Origin of the sequence: Novosphingobium indicum, from assembly GCF_014645195.1 — a bacterium.
In the GTDB taxonomy this organism is placed as follows: domain Bacteria; phylum Pseudomonadota; class Alphaproteobacteria; order Sphingomonadales; family Sphingomonadaceae; genus Novosphingobium; species Novosphingobium indicum.
In genome coordinates this window covers 164,541-179,107 of record NZ_BMLK01000008.1, presented here as the reverse complement: position 1 = coordinate 179,107, position 14,567 = coordinate 164,541, and the positions used below count along the sequence as shown (strand labels likewise).

Annotated in this window: 14 protein-coding genes; 11 read left to right on the top strand and 3 right to left on the bottom strand. The window is 63.0% G+C overall.

Annotated features, from left to right (window positions below; all coding sequences use genetic code 11):
- Positions 1–72: 72 nt before the first annotated feature.
- Positions 73–1,614: a globin-coupled sensor protein gene (locus IEX64_RS10570; RefSeq protein ID WP_188819626.1), complete on the top strand. Its 1,542-nt coding sequence runs from the start codon at positions 73–75 to the stop codon at positions 1,612–1,614.
- Positions 1,615–1,632: 18 nt separating this feature from the next.
- Here the strand turns inward: IEX64_RS10570 and IEX64_RS10565 are convergent, their stop codons facing one another.
- On the bottom strand, positions 1,633–2,577 hold the full coding sequence (locus IEX64_RS10565) for a DUF808 domain-containing protein (RefSeq protein ID WP_188819625.1): 945 nt from the start codon (positions 2,575–2,577) through the stop codon (positions 1,633–1,635).
- A 250-nt stretch (positions 2,578–2,827) separates the two neighbouring features.
- On the opposite strand from IEX64_RS10565, the gene IEX64_RS10560 reads away from it, so the two are divergent.
- The gene (locus tag IEX64_RS10560) at positions 2,828–3,652 is read left to right on the top strand and encodes a flagellin N-terminal helical domain-containing protein (protein ID WP_188819624.1); all 825 of its coding nucleotides are present in this window, start codon (positions 2,828–2,830) and stop codon (positions 3,650–3,652) included.
- A gap of 147 nt (positions 3,653–3,799) precedes the next feature.
- Here IEX64_RS10560 and IEX64_RS10555 read toward each other — a convergent pair whose 3' ends face one another.
- The gene (locus IEX64_RS10555) at positions 3,800–4,480 is read right to left on the bottom strand and encodes a glutathione S-transferase (RefSeq protein ID WP_188819623.1); all 681 of its coding nucleotides are present in this window, start codon (positions 4,478–4,480) and stop codon (positions 3,800–3,802) included.
- Between the two features lie 116 nt (positions 4,481–4,596).
- Between IEX64_RS10555 and IEX64_RS10550 the strand changes: the two genes are divergently transcribed.
- From IEX64_RS10550 to IEX64_RS10535, 4 genes are all read left to right on the top strand, one after another.
- The gene (locus IEX64_RS10550; RefSeq protein ID WP_188819622.1) at positions 4,597–5,841 is read left to right on the top strand and encodes a polyhydroxyalkanoate depolymerase; all 1,245 of its coding nucleotides are present in this window, start codon (positions 4,597–4,599) and stop codon (positions 5,839–5,841) included.
- A gap of 111 nt (positions 5,842–5,952) precedes the next feature.
- Entirely contained in the window at positions 5,953–6,354 is a 402-nt protein-coding gene (locus tag IEX64_RS10545; protein WP_188819621.1) for a DUF2946 family protein, read from the top strand.
- 126 nt (positions 6,355–6,480) lie between these two features.
- The gene (locus IEX64_RS10540) at positions 6,481–8,634 is read left to right on the top strand and encodes a TonB-dependent receptor plug domain-containing protein (RefSeq protein WP_188819620.1); all 2,154 of its coding nucleotides are present in this window, start codon (positions 6,481–6,483) and stop codon (positions 8,632–8,634) included.
- A 2-nt stretch (positions 8,635–8,636) separates the two neighbouring features.
- Positions 8,637–9,353, top strand: coding sequence for an energy transducer TonB family protein (locus IEX64_RS10535; RefSeq protein ID WP_188819619.1), 717 nt, complete (start codon positions 8,637–8,639; stop codon positions 9,351–9,353).
- A gap of 564 nt (positions 9,354–9,917) precedes the next feature.
- Here the strand turns inward: IEX64_RS10535 and IEX64_RS10530 are convergent.
- On the bottom strand, positions 9,918–10,973 hold the full coding sequence (locus IEX64_RS10530; protein WP_188819618.1) for a hypothetical protein: 1,056 nt from the start codon (positions 10,971–10,973) through the stop codon (positions 9,918–9,920).
- A 41-nt stretch (positions 10,974–11,014) separates the two neighbouring features.
- On the opposite strand from IEX64_RS10530, the gene IEX64_RS10525 reads away from it, so the two are divergent.
- The 5 genes from IEX64_RS10525 (at position 11,015) to IEX64_RS10505 (ending at position 14,538) form a co-directional block, all read left to right on the top strand.
- Positions 11,015–11,419: a hypothetical protein gene (locus IEX64_RS10525; RefSeq protein WP_188819617.1), complete on the top strand. Its 405-nt coding sequence runs from the start codon at positions 11,015–11,017 to the stop codon at positions 11,417–11,419.
- A gap of 332 nt (positions 11,420–11,751) precedes the next feature.
- Complete coding sequence (gene rpsF / locus IEX64_RS10520; protein ID WP_188819616.1) at positions 11,752–12,111, top strand: 30S ribosomal protein S6; 360 nt, start codon at positions 11,752–11,754, stop codon at positions 12,109–12,111.
- A gap of 3 nt (positions 12,112–12,114) precedes the next feature.
- Entirely contained in the window at positions 12,115–12,339 is a 225-nt protein-coding gene (rpsR, locus tag IEX64_RS10515; protein ID WP_039284546.1) for a 30S ribosomal protein S18, read from the top strand.
- Positions 12,340–12,352: 13 nt separating this feature from the next.
- Complete coding sequence (gene rplI, locus IEX64_RS10510; protein ID WP_188819615.1) at positions 12,353–12,958, top strand: 50S ribosomal protein L9; 606 nt, start codon at positions 12,353–12,355, stop codon at positions 12,956–12,958.
- Between the two features lie 149 nt (positions 12,959–13,107).
- A complete protein-coding gene (locus IEX64_RS10505; RefSeq protein ID WP_188819614.1) occupies positions 13,108–14,538 on the top strand; it encodes an AMP nucleosidase in 1,431 nt (476 codons plus the stop codon).
- Positions 14,539–14,567: the final 29 nt, after the last annotated feature.

Sequence of the window (14,567 nt, the reverse complement as noted above, 5' to 3'; positions counted from 1 at the left end):
ACCTAGCCGAGCGGATACCCAAAATACGCGATAAGCTCCCTAGGAATTCCTTGCATCAGTGCGAGGAATTCCATGCCGACTACGCCCCCCAAAAACGACATCTCCGCCAAGCTCCGCGCTTTTTCGCTGGATGGCGACGATTTCTCCCGCTTCGCCGACATCGGCCGTTCGATCGAGCGCTATGCGCCGAAGATTCTCGACCGCTTCTACGAACAGGTCCGCGCCGACCCCGCGCGTGCCAAGTTCTTCCCGTCGCAGCAGATCATGGACAGTGCCCGCTCGCGCCAGTTCAAGCACTGGATGGATCTGTTTTCCGGCACGGTGGACCACGCCTATCTCGAACGCGCAGAGCGGATAGGCCAGACCCACGCCCGCATCGGGCTCGAGCCCTCCTTCTATATCGGTGCCTATGCCGGCATTCTCGCCGAACTGATCGAAAACGAACTCGGCCGCTCCATCGGCGGCGCGCTTGGCAAGGCGAAGGCGCGCCGGATCGGTACGCTGGTCAAGATGGCACTGCTCGACATGGAACTGGCAACCTCGGCCTACCTCAAGGCGCAGGACCAGAGCCGCGAAATCACGCTGACCAGCCTGTCGCGCACGCTTGAGGACATGTCCAAAGGCGACCTCACGGCCGAACTGGACGGACTGCCCAAGGAATTCGAACAGATCGAGCGTGACTTTGCCGCCATGCGCGATTGCATCTGCGAAGCCCTGGCCGGTGTCTCGGCATCCTCCGAGCAGGTTCACGTCGGCGCTTCGGAAATCCGCACCGCCAGCGACGACCTCTCGCGGCGCACCGAAAGCCAGGCCGCTGCGCTCGAGGAATCGGCCGCAGCCCTCGACCAGCTCACGGCCGGCGTGCAAACCGCAGCCGAAGGTGCCGGCAAGGTCAACAGGTCGGTCAGCGAAGCGGAAAGCGAAGCCCGCGAAGGCGGTAAGGTCGTCGAGGACGCGGTCGTCGCCATGGACGGCATCCAGAAGTCATCGCAGGAAATCGGCGCTTTCGTGAACGTGATCGACTCGATCGCCTTCCAGACCAATCTTCTCGCGCTCAATGCGGGCGTCGAAGCGGCGCGTGCTGGCGATGCCGGCAAGGGATTTGCCGTCGTTGCCACCGAAGTGCGTGCCCTGGCCCAACGCTCTGCCGAAGCGGCGCAGAGCATCAAGAACCTGATCAGCGATTCCGAGCAGCAGGTCGAACGCGGCGTCACACTCGTCGGTCGCACCGGCGAAGTCTTCAACCGCATTGCCGAGAAGGTCAGCGGAATTACCGGTCTTGCAGCAGAGATCTCGGAACTATCGCAGCAGCAGGCCGGGCAGCTCGGCCACGTCAACTCGGCGATCAGCGACATGGATCGCATGACCCAGCAGAATGCGGCCATGGTGGAGGAAGCCACTGCGGCGGCCCGCAACCTGGCTTCGCAGGCCGAGGAACTCGCGCGCCTGGTCAAGACGTTCAAGCTGCGCAACCAGCAGCCTGCCGCAACCTTTAATGCCCCAGCCCGCATGGCGCCAAGAAGGCCGCAGGCCGCCCAGCCCCGCATGGCCGGTTCGCTCGCGCTGCAACCGCAGCCGGTTCACGCGCCGGACAACGACTGGTCCGAATTCTGACCGCAGCAGGCGCGGTGATCAATGGGCCTTGCCCCGCATCTGGCCGATCATGTGCACGGCCACGGCGATCACCGCGCCCAGCACCAGTCCGACCAGTGCCGAGGCGGTAGCGTAACCGAGCCATCCGATCACACCGCCCAAAGCGCCGGTCGCTTCGGCAAGGCCGTGTTCGATGGCATGGGCGAGATGTGCAGGCTGAGGAATGCCCAGTTCCTCCAGACCGTGGAGAATGATTCCGCCACCGACCCACAGCATCGCCAGCGTGCCGACACTGCCCAGCAGCTTGAGTACCACCGGCATCGCCCGCAGCAGAAAACGGCCGGTCGCCTGCGCAACCGAACCGGGCTTGTTCGCCAGGTGCAGCCCCACATCGTCCATCTTCACGATCAGCGCCACCGCGCCATAGACACCGACGGTAATCAGAATGCCGACCAGCGCGAGAGCCACCGCCCGCGTCAGCAAGGTCGCGTCCTCCACCTGCGAGAGCGAGATCGCCATGATCTCTGCAGACAGGATCAGGTCCGTCCGGATCGCACCGGAAACGCGGGACGCTTCGAAGCTGGCGGGGTCTTCGATGGGGTCCTCCAGCGTTTCGCCGTGTTTGGCGCCGCCGAGTTTCTCGATCACTTTTTCCGCGCCTTCGAAGCTGAGGTAGCAACCGCCCAGCATCAGGATGGGAATGATCGCCTGCGGCAGCAGCGCACTCAAGAGCAATGCCAGCGGCAGCAGGATCAGCAGCTTGTTGCGCAGGCTCCCCTTGGTGATCTTCCAGATGATCGGCAATTCGCGGTCGGGCGTAAACCCGGTGACATAGCCCGGCGTGACCGCGGCATCGTCGATCACGACGCCCGCGGCCTTGGTGCCCGCCTTGGCGACACCGACACCGACATCGTCGAGGGAAGCGGACGCGGCACGGGCGATAACCGAGACGTCGTCAAGAAGAGCAACAAGACCGGATGGCATGAACGCGCAGTTCCTAGTGTGCGAAAGACAAACTCAGGGGATGCGGGCGTTTTTTTCTTCAATCAAGGGCGACAAAACGAAACCCACGGAATTACGCGATTTTTTCACAAATCGTGGTCTCCGGACGGTCATAGAATTTACCAAAATCGCAATAATCCCTTAAAGCTGGTGAACAGCGGCCGTTCTCATCCTTGTCCGAAGGGCGCTCCCTATAGGCGCTCCCAAGCGACTGAAAACTGGGGAATTAATCATGGCTGTTATCAACACGAACATCAGCGCCATTCGCGCTTCGAATGCTTCCATCTCTGCCAACAAGGCTCTCGCGACTTCGATGGAGCGCCTTTCGACCGGCAAACGCATTAACTCTTCCAAGGACGACGCGGCTGGCCTCGCCATCGCCACTTCGATGACCTCGCTCATCAAGGGTATGAACCAGGGCATACGTAACGCAAACGATGGCATCTCGCTCGCCCAGACAGCAGACGGTGCCCTCTCGGAAGTTACCAACATGCTCCAGCGCGTTCGCGAACTGGCCGTCCAGTCCTCCTCGGGCACCTACCAGGACACTGACCGCGCCGCGATGCAGTCGGAAGTCTCCGCTCTCACGCAGCAGATCGACGACGTCCTGTCGCAGACCACTTTCAACGGCAACACGCTCTTCTCGACCACCTCGGGCACGGACGTCACTTTCGACATCCAGACCGGTGCGAACTCGGGCGAAACCGTAACGCTGACCTCGAGCGCCATCGACGGCACCAACATCGATGCTTCGGCTCTCGACGTTTCCTCGCTTGCCGCTGCCCAGACCACGCTCGACAACGTCGATGCCGCTCTGGACGAAGTGAACGCGACCCGTGCTACGCTCGGCGCCGGCCAGAATCGCCTCGAATCGGCAATTACCAACCTCACCAGCAACGTGACGAACCTCTCGGACGCACGTTCGCGGATCCAGGACGCGGATTACTCGGAAGAGACCACCGCAATGGCGAAGTCGCAGATTCTCTCGCAGGCTTCCACAGCGATGCTCGCTCAGGCCAACCAGGCCCAGCAGAACGTCCTAAGCCTGCTGAAGTAATCCCCAGCGAGACCACACCAGGTCCCGAAAGCACCCGGCGGGCACTAAGGTCCGCCGGGTCACTTTCCTGTTCGGGACAAGGCAAGAGGTTTCCGGAAGCGCGACGGGCAAACACGGTCGCGTTCGCCGGAAACGAAGCCAGACGGATCAGAACTCGACGTCGAGTTCTTCCATCTCCTCGGGCTCGGCGCGTGCAGCGGCAGCCCATTCCTTCATCGGCTCCCACTCGGCGATGGTCTGGCAGTAGGCCTCGCTCACCGGCGACACCGCCACGGCATAGCTGATGAAGCGCGTCGCGACCGGCGCATACATGGCATCGGCCACCGTCGGCTTTTCGCCGAACAGGAACGGTCCGCCATAACGCTCCATGCACTCGTTCCAGATCGCCTCGATCCGTTCGATGTCCGGCCGGGCGCCGGAAAAGACCGGGAATGAAGCGTGCCGCACTTTCAGGTTCATTGGCAGCGCCGAACGCAGGTTGGTGAACCCCGAGTGGATCTCGCCCGAAATGGACCGGCAGTGCGCGCGGGCAATCGGCTCGGCCGGCAGCATATGCGCATCGGGAAACTGTTCGTTGAGAAATTCCGCGATCGCGAGCGTATCCCATACGCTCGCGCCCATGTAGCTGAGGCGCGGAACCAGCACGGACGGGGACAGCAGCAACAGTTCGGCCCGATTGGCCGCGTCGTTGGCGACCTGTTGCTCGGCGACATCGAGCCCGGCCAGCTTGCACAATAGCCAGCCACGCAGCGACCATGCCGAATAGGTCTTGCTGGAAATCGTGAGCGTCGCCCCGATGGTTGCCCCAAGGTCAGCCTTGCCGGACATCGACTTCACCTCCATTGCCGTCTTTTGCTTGCATCAGCTTATGATGCAGCGCAGCATGAATCCAGCCCAATCGATCTGCCTTTCATGAATCGAGGCGGATTTGGCCGGTCGGAGGAATGTTGCACGTGCTCTATCAGGCATATCAGGCCTATTGCGATCTGATGGAACCCGCGCGGATTACAGCACGCGCGGCTACCGGATTTCGCGACCGTTTTCTGGGCGATGCAGACGCCATGCCCTTCGCGCGCCGCTTCTTTGCGCTCGCCGAAGTGTTCGAAAAGTCCAAGATCACCCACCGGCGCCCGCCTTACAACATCACCGAAGTGCTCTGCGGGAACGCCATGGTAGACGTCCGCGAGGAAGTGGCGCTCGACATGCCTTTCGGCGACCTGCTGCATTTCGCCAAGCCGGAAGTTACTGCACCGCAACCGAAAATTCTCGTGGTCGCACCACTGTCGGGGCACTTCGCGACGCTGCTGCGCAATACCGTGGAAACGCTGCTGCGCGACCATGACGTCTATATCACCGACTGGAAGAATGCCCGCGACGTGCCCTTGTCCGCCGGTGAATTCGGCTTGGATGACTACGTCGACTACATCATTCGGTTCCTGCAGGAGATCGGCGATGCGGAAGCGGGGCGCGGCGCCCATCTGCTCGCCGTGTGCCAGCCTTGCGTGCCGGCACTCGCTGCCGTGGCTGTTATGGCGCAGAACGAGGATCCGTGCCAGCCGCGCACGATGACGCTGATGGGCGGCCCGATCGACACGCGCGAATCGCCGACCGTCGTCAACGAGCTGGCGATCGGCCAGTCCTACGACTGGTTCGAGGCCAATCTCATCCACACCGTGCCGTGGCGCTACAAGGGTGCGGGACGGAAAGTCTATCCCGGCTTCATCCAGCTCATGGCCTTCATGTCGATGAATATGGGCCGCCACGTCGGCCAGTTCCGCAAGCTCTACCAGCACATCGCGGACATCGAGGAAGCCGAGGCCTCGAAGATCATCGATTTCTACGACGAATATCTCGCCGTGCTCGACCTTACGGCAGAGTTCTACCTGGAAACCATCGACAAGGTGTTCCAGCGCGCGCTGCTCGCCAGGGGCGAACTGACCCACCGCGGCCGCACCGTCGATTGCGGCGCGATCCGCAAGACAGCGCTGCTCACGGTCGAAGGCGAGCGCGACGACATCTGCGCGGTGGGCCAGACCGCAGCGGCGCACCTGTTGTGCACCAGCCTGCGCCCGCACCTGAAGCGCCATCATCTGCAGCCCGGCGTCGGCCACTACGGCGTGTTTTCGGGTTCGAAGTGGGAAAAGCAGGTCTATCCGCAGGTCCGCAATCTCGTTCTGGCTATGCACTGATTGCGGCATTGATCGCGGCTCCAGCGGACTGTCGACGCAGCGCACCCGCCTCGCGATGTTTTGATTCAAATCGATGACTTATGCGGTGAAGGGCGATACGGGCGCTTCCAGATGCACTCGATTCGAGCCTTCCTGAGCCGGCACCTCGCGGTCGCGGCCACGATCCTGGCGCTGGCGCTGGCGATGAAGGCGTTCGTGCCCGCCGGCTACATGGTGGGATCGAATTCCACATCGATCACCATCGAGATCTGCGGCAGCCAGGGCGATCGGGTGCTCTCGAAGCTGACCATTCCGGGCAAGGCCGGGGATGCTGGCAGCGACCACGCCAAGGCGGCCAAGGACTGCCCCTTCACCGCGCTCTCGATGCATTCGCTCTCGGCCACCGACGACGGCCTGCTGCTCATCGCGCTGGCCTTCATCCTGGCGCTCGGCTTCGTCGCTGTCGCGCAGCTGTGCCTGCCGCGCATCGGCTTTCTCACGCCTCCGCTGCGAGGACCGCCAGCCCTTTCCTGAAACCGGCCCGTTGCCTGCGCCGAGTGAGCGCACCGCACGTGCCGTGACGCAGCCCATCGCCGAACCCGCGCGCCTTCGCGTCGGCCGGACGATGCCGCTTTACCGTGCGATTTTCAGGAATATTCAATGCCCCAACTTATTCGCCTTAGGCATACCCGCGCCCTGCGCGCAGCCCTTCTGACCACCTGCGTCTTCTTTGCCTCCAATGCCCATGCCCAGGACGGGGACAACGCCCTGCCCACCGTCGATGTCGACACTTCGGCACAGGTCCAGCCCGGCGCCACGCTCTCGCAAACCAGTGTTTCCGCCGAGACCCTGCGCGCCGGCGACGCAACCTCTAGTGACACCGCCGGCATTCTCACCGCCATTCCCGGCGTGAGCGTCAACGGCGGCGGCGGTTTCTCCTCGATGCCGGCGATCCGCGGCCTCTCCGAACAGCGCATCACGGTGCTGGTCGACGGCCAGCCGATCGACGCCGCCTGCCCCAACGACATGAACTCGCCGCTGTCCTACACGATGCCGCAGACCATCGCCTCGGTGACGGTCGTGCCCGGCGTCGCGCCGGTGAGCATGGGCGGCGACAACATCGGCGGCGTCATTTCCGTCACCGCGCCCGAACCGCGCTTTTCCACCGACGGCACGCTGCTGCTGACGGGCGAGGCCTCGGCCTTCTACCGCTCCAACGGCGACGGCTTCGGCGGCGCGGTCACGCTGACCGCAGCGGGCACCAACCTCTCGGCCACCTACACCGGCTCCTACACGCAGGCCGACAACTACAAGGGCGGCGGCAGCAAGGGCGAGGTGCTCTCGACCGAATACGCCAAGACCGACCATGCACTCGCCCTCGCCTGGCAGAACGCGGCGGGCCTGTGGGAGATCAAGGGCGGCTACCACTTCAGCCCCTACGAAGGCTTCGCCAACCAGTGGATGGACATGACCTCCAACAAGAGCTGGTTCGTGCAGGGCCGCTACCGGGGCGTGTTCGACTGGGGCGACGTCGACCTGTCGGCCAGCTACCGCGACACCGACCACGAGATGAACTTCCTCGCCGACAAGCTTCCCGGCGACATGCCGATGAACACCGAGGTCCACACCTTCACCAGCGCGGCGAAGTTCCAGATCCCGGTGAGCGCGAACCACACCGCGAAGTTCGGCCTGGAATACAACCACCAGTGGCTCGACGATTACTGGCCCCCGGTCGAAGGCTCGATGATGATGGGCCCGAACACTTTCGTGAACGTTAACGAGGCCTACCGCAACCGCATCGGCGCCTACGCCGAGTGGCAGGCGCAGTTCTCCGAAACGCTCTCGGGCGTGTTCGGCGTGCGCTATGACCGGGTCGAGATGAACACCGGCGACGTCCAGCCCTACGGCACGTCGATGATGCAGATGGCCGACGTCATGGCGGCCAATGCCTTCAACGCCAGCGACCGCAGCCGCAACGACAACAACTGGAGCGGTTCGGCCATCCTCACCTGGGCGCCGAGCGACAGCCTCGCGCTGGAGCTGGGCTATGCCCACAAGACCCGCTCGCCCAATATCTACGAGCGCTACACCTGGGGCCGCGGCTCGATGGCGAGCCGGATGATCGGCTGGTTCGGCGACGGCAACGGCTATGTCGGCAACCTGAACCTCAAGCCCGAAAGTGCCGACACCGTCAGCGCCACCGCGTCCTTCGCCCCGGCGGCGGGGCTGAGCTTCAAGGTCTCGCCCTACTACACCCGCGTCGACGACTACATCGATGCGGTCTACGTGCAGGTCCTGCGCGACATGATGGGTATGCCCACCCCGTTCGTGCAGCTGCAGTTCGCCAACCTCGATGCCGAATTCTACGGTGTCGACGTTTCGGGCGAGGCCGTCGTTTCGGGCACGCGCGAACAGGGCACGCTTGTCACCGCGTCGCTGGCCTGGGTCCATGGCGAGAACCTCACCGAGGACCTGCCGCTCTATCACCAGATGCCGCTCAATGCGAAGCTGGGCGTGGCCCACCGCACCGGTGCGCTGGAACTGGGCGGCGAAGTCGAATGGGTGGACCGCAAGGACCGCGTAGACCCGCGCCGCAACGAACCGGAGACCGCCTCCTACGCCCTCGTAAACCTGCGCGCGGCCTATACGCTCGCCGGTGTGCGCCTGAGCGTCGAGGCGGCGAACCTGTTCGACAAGGGCTATGACCTGCCGCTCGGCGGCATGGCCATCGGCGAATACCGCAGCACCGGCACGCTGCGCCCGGTCGCCGGGCGCGGCCGGTCGATCAATCTGGGTGTGAGCACGAAGTTCTGATCATGCGCGTGCGCCCTGCCTCCCCCCCGGACAGGGACCCCGGCCGCTATGCCCCCGGCCGGGGCTCGCGCACGCGTCATGGCGCTGCGCTGGCAGGCAGCCTGTTGCTGAACCTCCTGCTGCTTGCCGGCGTAGTTGCCGCCATGCGGGGCCCCGATTTCCTGCCTTCGGGAAACCACCCCGCGCTCGTATCGATCTCGATCACGCCCAAACCGCAAAAGACGGCCCCGCCGCCGCCTCCGTCGAATACCCCGCCCGCGCAAAAGCCGAGCCTCGCCCCGACACGGCCCGCGCCGCAGGACAACCCCGCGCCGCTGCCGATAGCCCCACGCGGCGCGCCACCGGCGAACACCGCCGCGACCACGCTCCCCGAACCGAAACCGGCGCTGCTCCCCGCCGCCGCGCCGACCATGGCGCCGCCACCGGGCAGGCCAGCACCGAACGCCGACCGCCTCGACGCCTATCGCCAGCAGCTATGGCACCGCATCCTCGCCGCCCGTCCCCGCCGGGCGAGCGGAACCGGCACCGTCACCATCCGCTTCCGCATCGACCGCCAGGGCGCGCTCGTCTCGACCGAAGTTGCCGGTTCGAGTGGCCAGTTCCTGCTCGACCGGCTGGCGCTGCAAGCCGTCCGCAAGGCCGCGCCCTTCCCGGCTCCGCCTGCGGAGCTAGATGACGCCGGACTGACCTTTACGGTGCCGGTGGCGTTTCATGGGTGAGGTGGGGAGAAAGTAAGGCTGCAATGGGCCGGTAGGCAGTTTCCCAGAATGACGATAAAACGTCGTAGGGGGAAGCATATAGGGATTCGAGCAATGCCGACGGCAGATGAGTTTCGGAGTGAGGTAGGCGCAATCCTCCGCGCAGCAGAGCTTCAAGGCCTACAGTTTGTTGATATCAATGCGGGCGAACTCCACCGAAAACTCGGCGGCTATCCCGGGGGCAATCATCAGATGCCGAATTGTTGTCAGGTGATGGAACAAGAACGTCGTGTATTAGACGAAATCATTTCGAGTCCGCCGAGTGGCAAAGGGGCAAGCCTAACTGTGCGCTATCGCCTACCGCGCTAATCACGCATTTTCGGGTCCGTTGCAAAAAATCGACTTAGGGATTTGTTACGCAAATTGCTGTCGCAAGGCCATGCCAGAAAGCCTAGCCAGGGAGGGTTTCTGAAGCTTTCTCAATCCTATAGGTTTTATGTTTCATCCCACTCCGCACAAAGTGCAGGCGACGACCCGCGCGGCTTGCATATGATGAAATCGCATACCTCCCTTGGCAGGGGATCTCTATTTCGGATGCCGTCGAGTTGGCCGACGTTCGCCTCCCCAATCTAAATCAGATCTTACAAACCAGCTAGAACTTTCATGGTCGAAGTGCCTTAACTCAATAGGCTTGAGCCCCAGCTCCTTTCCTAGCATTTTGGGAGACATAACCTTAGTTTTTAGGTTCTTCATAACCGGTCGATCTCTTTGACTATGGACAATGTTGAGCAATTTCTTGTCCATAGTCAGAAAGGAATACAAACCATGCACCTCGGCTGTTCGAATATGCCAAGCATCTTGGGAGTTTGTTGGACCCATAACTTTTAAGAGGGCCAAATACAGTTCATCTTGGGACTGCTGCAAGACATCCTTCAATGCGGGCGCCGTCCAAGCTTGAGGCGAGAATGGGACTGAAAGGATTTTGTCGTACGGATCTCCATCAATACTAGGCAATTCGTTGCGACCGAAGAGATTGAAATCAAACCAACCTACGTCTGCATAACGCGCCCGAGGGTGTGGGTCCCGCTCAAGTATCAGGTGGTGTGAAGTCCAGAGCTTTGCCCTTTCAACCTTGGCCAGCTGAGCAATGGCGGCGAGATAGCAAACGTCCTCGTATGTCTCGGATTTCGAGCCCTTTGGGTAGACGGGAATCCTCGCCGCATACCCCGTTCCTCTGACGGCTGACCCAAATCTTGATTCGCCGGTCACGACCCAGCCTGTCTCGTGGGTGATTGTGTGAGAGTGGACATTGCTGTCAATCAATAACTCTATAACTTCGCAGGGCGTTCCCATCTGGACATTCTTTATACTTCGCTGAATTGCACGCCGCGCCATCCAATGGCGATACGCAGAAGCCAATCGTGTCTTCGTTCTGATGAAGATCATAGGTTTTGTATAATGCACAAGAAGACGACCTTCACGACTATATTTCCTTGTCGCGAGCACAATTCCATCACCCCCCTGCACAATTCCCGAAAGGCGGCGTTTTCTAGCACGCCAAACTTCAACCTGCTGCTTTGGCAGCTGAACGGCCGGCTCGGGCGCAAACCAAACGCCAACGCCTGATCTGCTGCCCCCCAAACCATTTTCCTACACGCCCCGCCGCGCGGTATTCTGCGCGGATGCGCCGCTCCTCTCCCGCCTCATCGCCCCGCCGGTCCAACGCCGAATACCGCTGGACCCGCGACAAGATCCTCGCCTTTCTGCGCGTGCTGGCCTTACGCGGGTCGGTCGCAAAAGCGGCGCGCGAGGTGGGGATGAGCCGGCAGTCGGCCTATCGCCTGCGCGCGCGGCTGGGGGCGGAGTTTGCGCGGATCTGGGACGATGGGCTGGCGATCGGCGCCGCGCTGCGCCGGGACGGGCTGGTGCAGGACGGGCGGTTTGTGCGCGAGCCGCATGGTGACACGCGCAGTTTACAGGGTGACACCGGCGGCCTGCAAAGTGACAGGTTCTCCGCGCATGGTGACACAATAGCAGCACAAGGTGACGGTTTCGGGCGGCAAGGTGACAATGGAGGCGCAAGGTGACGGGTTTTGGCTCTGGACCGTGTCACGCGTGTCAACCTGTCACCTTGCGGGGGCCTTGCGGAAAGGCTGCGCTTGGAAGCCCACCCCCGGCCCCTCCCGCAGGCGGGAGGGCCGCGAGACTTGGTCCTGCGGCGCAGGGCCTAGTCGCAGCGGGGTGGGCTCCCAAACGCAACCTCCGCCGCACCACGCCGGCCCCAAACCGCTTGCATTTACCCGCCAATCCGCTAAGGGCCCGCCTTCCCCTTGTTCGGGGGAGTTTGAAGAAAGCCGGAGGGGCCCCGCAATCCCGCGGACAAGCCAGCGATCGGTTAGATGAATGAAAGGAAGCGCCCGTGGCTCTATATGAGCACGTGTTCCTGGCACGCCAGGACCTCAGCCAGTCGCAGGTAGATGCGTTGGCCGCCGCCGCCACCGAGATCGTCGAGAGCAATCAGGGCAAGGTCACCAAGACCGAGACCTGGGGCCTCAAGAACCTCGCCTACAAGATCAAGCGTAACCGCAAGGCTCACTTCGTGATGCTGAACATCGAGTGCGCCGGCGACGTCGTTGCCGAGCTCGAGCGCCAGACGCAGATCAACGAAGACGTGATCCGTTACATCACCATCCGCGTCGACGAGCACGAAGGTGGCCCGTCCGTGATGATGCGCAAGAACGACCGCGACCAGCGTCGCCGTCGCGACCGGGAGAACTGATCCATGGCACGTGCATTCTTCCGTCGCCGCAAGTCCTGCCCGTTCTCGGGCAAGAACGCGCCGAAGATCGATTACAAGGACGTCCGTCTGCTGCAGGGCTTCATGTCCGAGCGCGGCAAGATCGTCCCCAGCCGCATCACCGCGGTTTCCGCCAAGAAGCAGCGCGAGCTGAGCCAGGCCATCAAGCGCGCCCGGCACATCGGCCTGCTGCCTTTCATCGTCAAGTAAGGAGGACTTTCCCATGGACATCATCCTCCTCGAACGTGTCGAGAAGCTGGGCGCCATCGGCGACGTCGTTTCCGTCAAGGACGGCTACGCCCGCAACTACCTTCTTCCCAACAAGAAGGCCCTGCGCGCCAACGAACGCAACAAGAAGGTCTTCGAAGCCAACCGCGCGAAGATCGAAGCCGAGAACGCCGAGAAGCGTTCGGACGCCGAGAAGCACTCGAGCAACGTCGAAGGCAAGCAGGTCGTCCTGATCCGCGCCTCGTCGAACTCGGGCCAGCTCTACGGTTCGGTTTCGGTGCGCGACATCGTCGAAGCCCTCAACGAACAGGGCGCCGAAGTCGCCAAGCAGATGGTCGTGCTCGAACGCCCGATCAAGACGCTCGGCGTGTTCGACGTGCGCGTGAACCTGCACCCCGAAGTTTCGGTCAACGTCCAGGTGAACGTCGCCCGTTCGCCGGACGAAGCCGAACTGCAGGCGCAGGGCGTCGACGTCATGGCCGAGATGTTCGAACAGGACACTTCGGGCTTCACCGAGGCTTACGATCCCAATGCCGAACCCGGCGAGATCGCGACCGAGGACGCCGACGAGGCTCCGGCCGAAGGCGAAGAGGAAGCCTGAGCTTCCTCTGCCTGGTCAGGGAATTCAGGGCCCTCGCTCCCACCGGAGCGGGGGCCTTTCCCTTTTCTGCAACGCTTCCATTTTCTGCAACACTGGCATGCAAAAAGCCCACCTATTGCGATGCAGCATGAATTGCGCGATAGACGGCCATGCAAATGATGAAAGAAACCCTCGCGGAATTGGTCCGCGTATATGAAGCCGCCGTAGCCTGCCTGAAGGGCGATATCATCGCCTTCATCGATAACGGCACCCTGCCCCCGTCCGACCGCCGCGCCGACCGGCTCTGGTCTTATCCCGAGCTTCGCGTGACCTATCGCGGCAAGGAGCGCGCCGCGACCGCATCGCGCGCCTTCGGCCGTCTCGAGGCGCCGGGGACCTACGTCACCACCGTGACCCGCCCCGGCCTCTTCGCCGAGTACCTCGCTGAACAGCTCTCGCTGCTCGAAGCCGAGTACGAGGTGGAATTCGAAGTCAGCCGCTCGGCGCAGGAGATCCCCTTTCCCTATGTGCTCGACGGCGTCGCCATCGGCACGGTGAAGCCGCAGGAGCTGGCGCAGCACTTCCCGAGCACCGACCTCGCCATGATCGGCGACGAAATCGCCGACGGCATCCATGTCTTCGGCGAGAGCGACCCGCAACCGCTGGCACTGTTCGACGGACTACGCACGGACTTCAGCCTTGCGCGCCTGGCGCACTACACCGGCACGAGCCCCGAGCACTGCCAGCGCTACGTGCTGTTCACCAATTACCACCGCTACGTCGACGAATTCGTGGACTGGGCCGGCAAGCAGGTCGGCTCGGACGGCTACGTCGCGCTGTCCGGTGCCGGCGGGCTCTACATCGATTCCCCGACCGAGAATGCCCGCGCGCGCCTGTCCGACACCGCATGGCGCCGCCACCAGATGCCGGCCTACCACCTGATCAAGGAAGACCGCTCTGGCATCACGCTGGTCAACATCGGGGTCGGCCCCTCCAACGCCAAGACCATCACCGATCACCTCGCGGTGCTGCGTCCGGAAGCATGGCTGATGATCGGCCACTGCGGCGGCCTGCGCGAAAGCCAGCGCATCGGCGACTACGTGCTTGCCCATGCCTATCTGCGCGACGATCACGTGCTCGACCCGGTCCTGCCGCCCGAGATCCCGCTCCCGGCCATTGCCGAGGTGCAGCAGGCGCTGGCGCAGGCGGCTGAAATGGTCAGCGGCGGAGGTGGCATGAACCTCAAGAAGCGCATGCGTACAGGCACCATCGTCACCACCGACGATCGCAACTGGGAACTGCGCTACACGGCCTCGGCCAAGCGCTTCAGCCTCAGCCGCGCCATTGGCATCGACATGGAAAGCGCCACGATCAGCGCCCAGGGATATCGTTTCCGCGTGCCCTACGGCACGCTGCTGTGCGTGTCAGACAAGCCGCTGCACGGCGAGTTGAAGCTGCCCGGGCAGGCGAACCGTTTTTACGAGGAGGCCATCGCCAGCCACCTCAAGATCGGCCTCATAACCTGCGACCTGCTGCGTGAACAGGGCGAACGCCTGCATTCGCGCAAGCTGCGCGCCTTCAACGAGCCGCCCTTCCGCTGATCCGCAACACGTGCGCCCGAACCCATTTG

Coding starts and splice junctions, on each gene's coding strand:
- IEX64_RS10535 (WP_188819619.1), top strand. CDS start 8,637: ATGCGCGTGCGCCCTGCCTCCCCCCCGGACAGGGACCCCGGCCGCTAT.
- rplI (WP_188819615.1), top strand. CDS start 12,353: ATGGACATCATCCTCCTCGAACGTGTCGAGAAGCTGGGCGCCATCGGC.
- IEX64_RS10570 (WP_188819626.1), top strand. CDS start 73: ATGCCGACTACGCCCCCCAAAAACGACATCTCCGCCAAGCTCCGCGCT.
- IEX64_RS10545 (WP_188819621.1), top strand. CDS start 5,953: ATGCACTCGATTCGAGCCTTCCTGAGCCGGCACCTCGCGGTCGCGGCC.
- rpsR (WP_039284546.1), top strand. CDS start 12,115: ATGGCACGTGCATTCTTCCGTCGCCGCAAGTCCTGCCCGTTCTCGGGC.
- IEX64_RS10540 (WP_188819620.1), top strand. CDS start 6,481: ATGCCCCAACTTATTCGCCTTAGGCATACCCGCGCCCTGCGCGCAGCC.
- IEX64_RS10550 (WP_188819622.1), top strand. CDS start 4,597: ATGTTGCACGTGCTCTATCAGGCATATCAGGCCTATTGCGATCTGATG.
- IEX64_RS10565 (WP_188819625.1), bottom strand. CDS start 2,577: ATGCCATCCGGTCTTGTTGCTCTTCTTGACGACGTCTCGGTTATCGCC.
- IEX64_RS10555 (WP_188819623.1), bottom strand. CDS start 4,480: ATGTCCGGCAAGGCTGACCTTGGGGCAACCATCGGGGCGACGCTCACG.
- IEX64_RS10505 (WP_188819614.1), top strand. CDS start 13,108: ATGCAAATGATGAAAGAAACCCTCGCGGAATTGGTCCGCGTATATGAA.
- IEX64_RS10525 (WP_188819617.1), top strand. CDS start 11,015: ATGCGCCGCTCCTCTCCCGCCTCATCGCCCCGCCGGTCCAACGCCGAA.
- IEX64_RS10560 (WP_188819624.1), top strand. CDS start 2,828: ATGGCTGTTATCAACACGAACATCAGCGCCATTCGCGCTTCGAATGCT.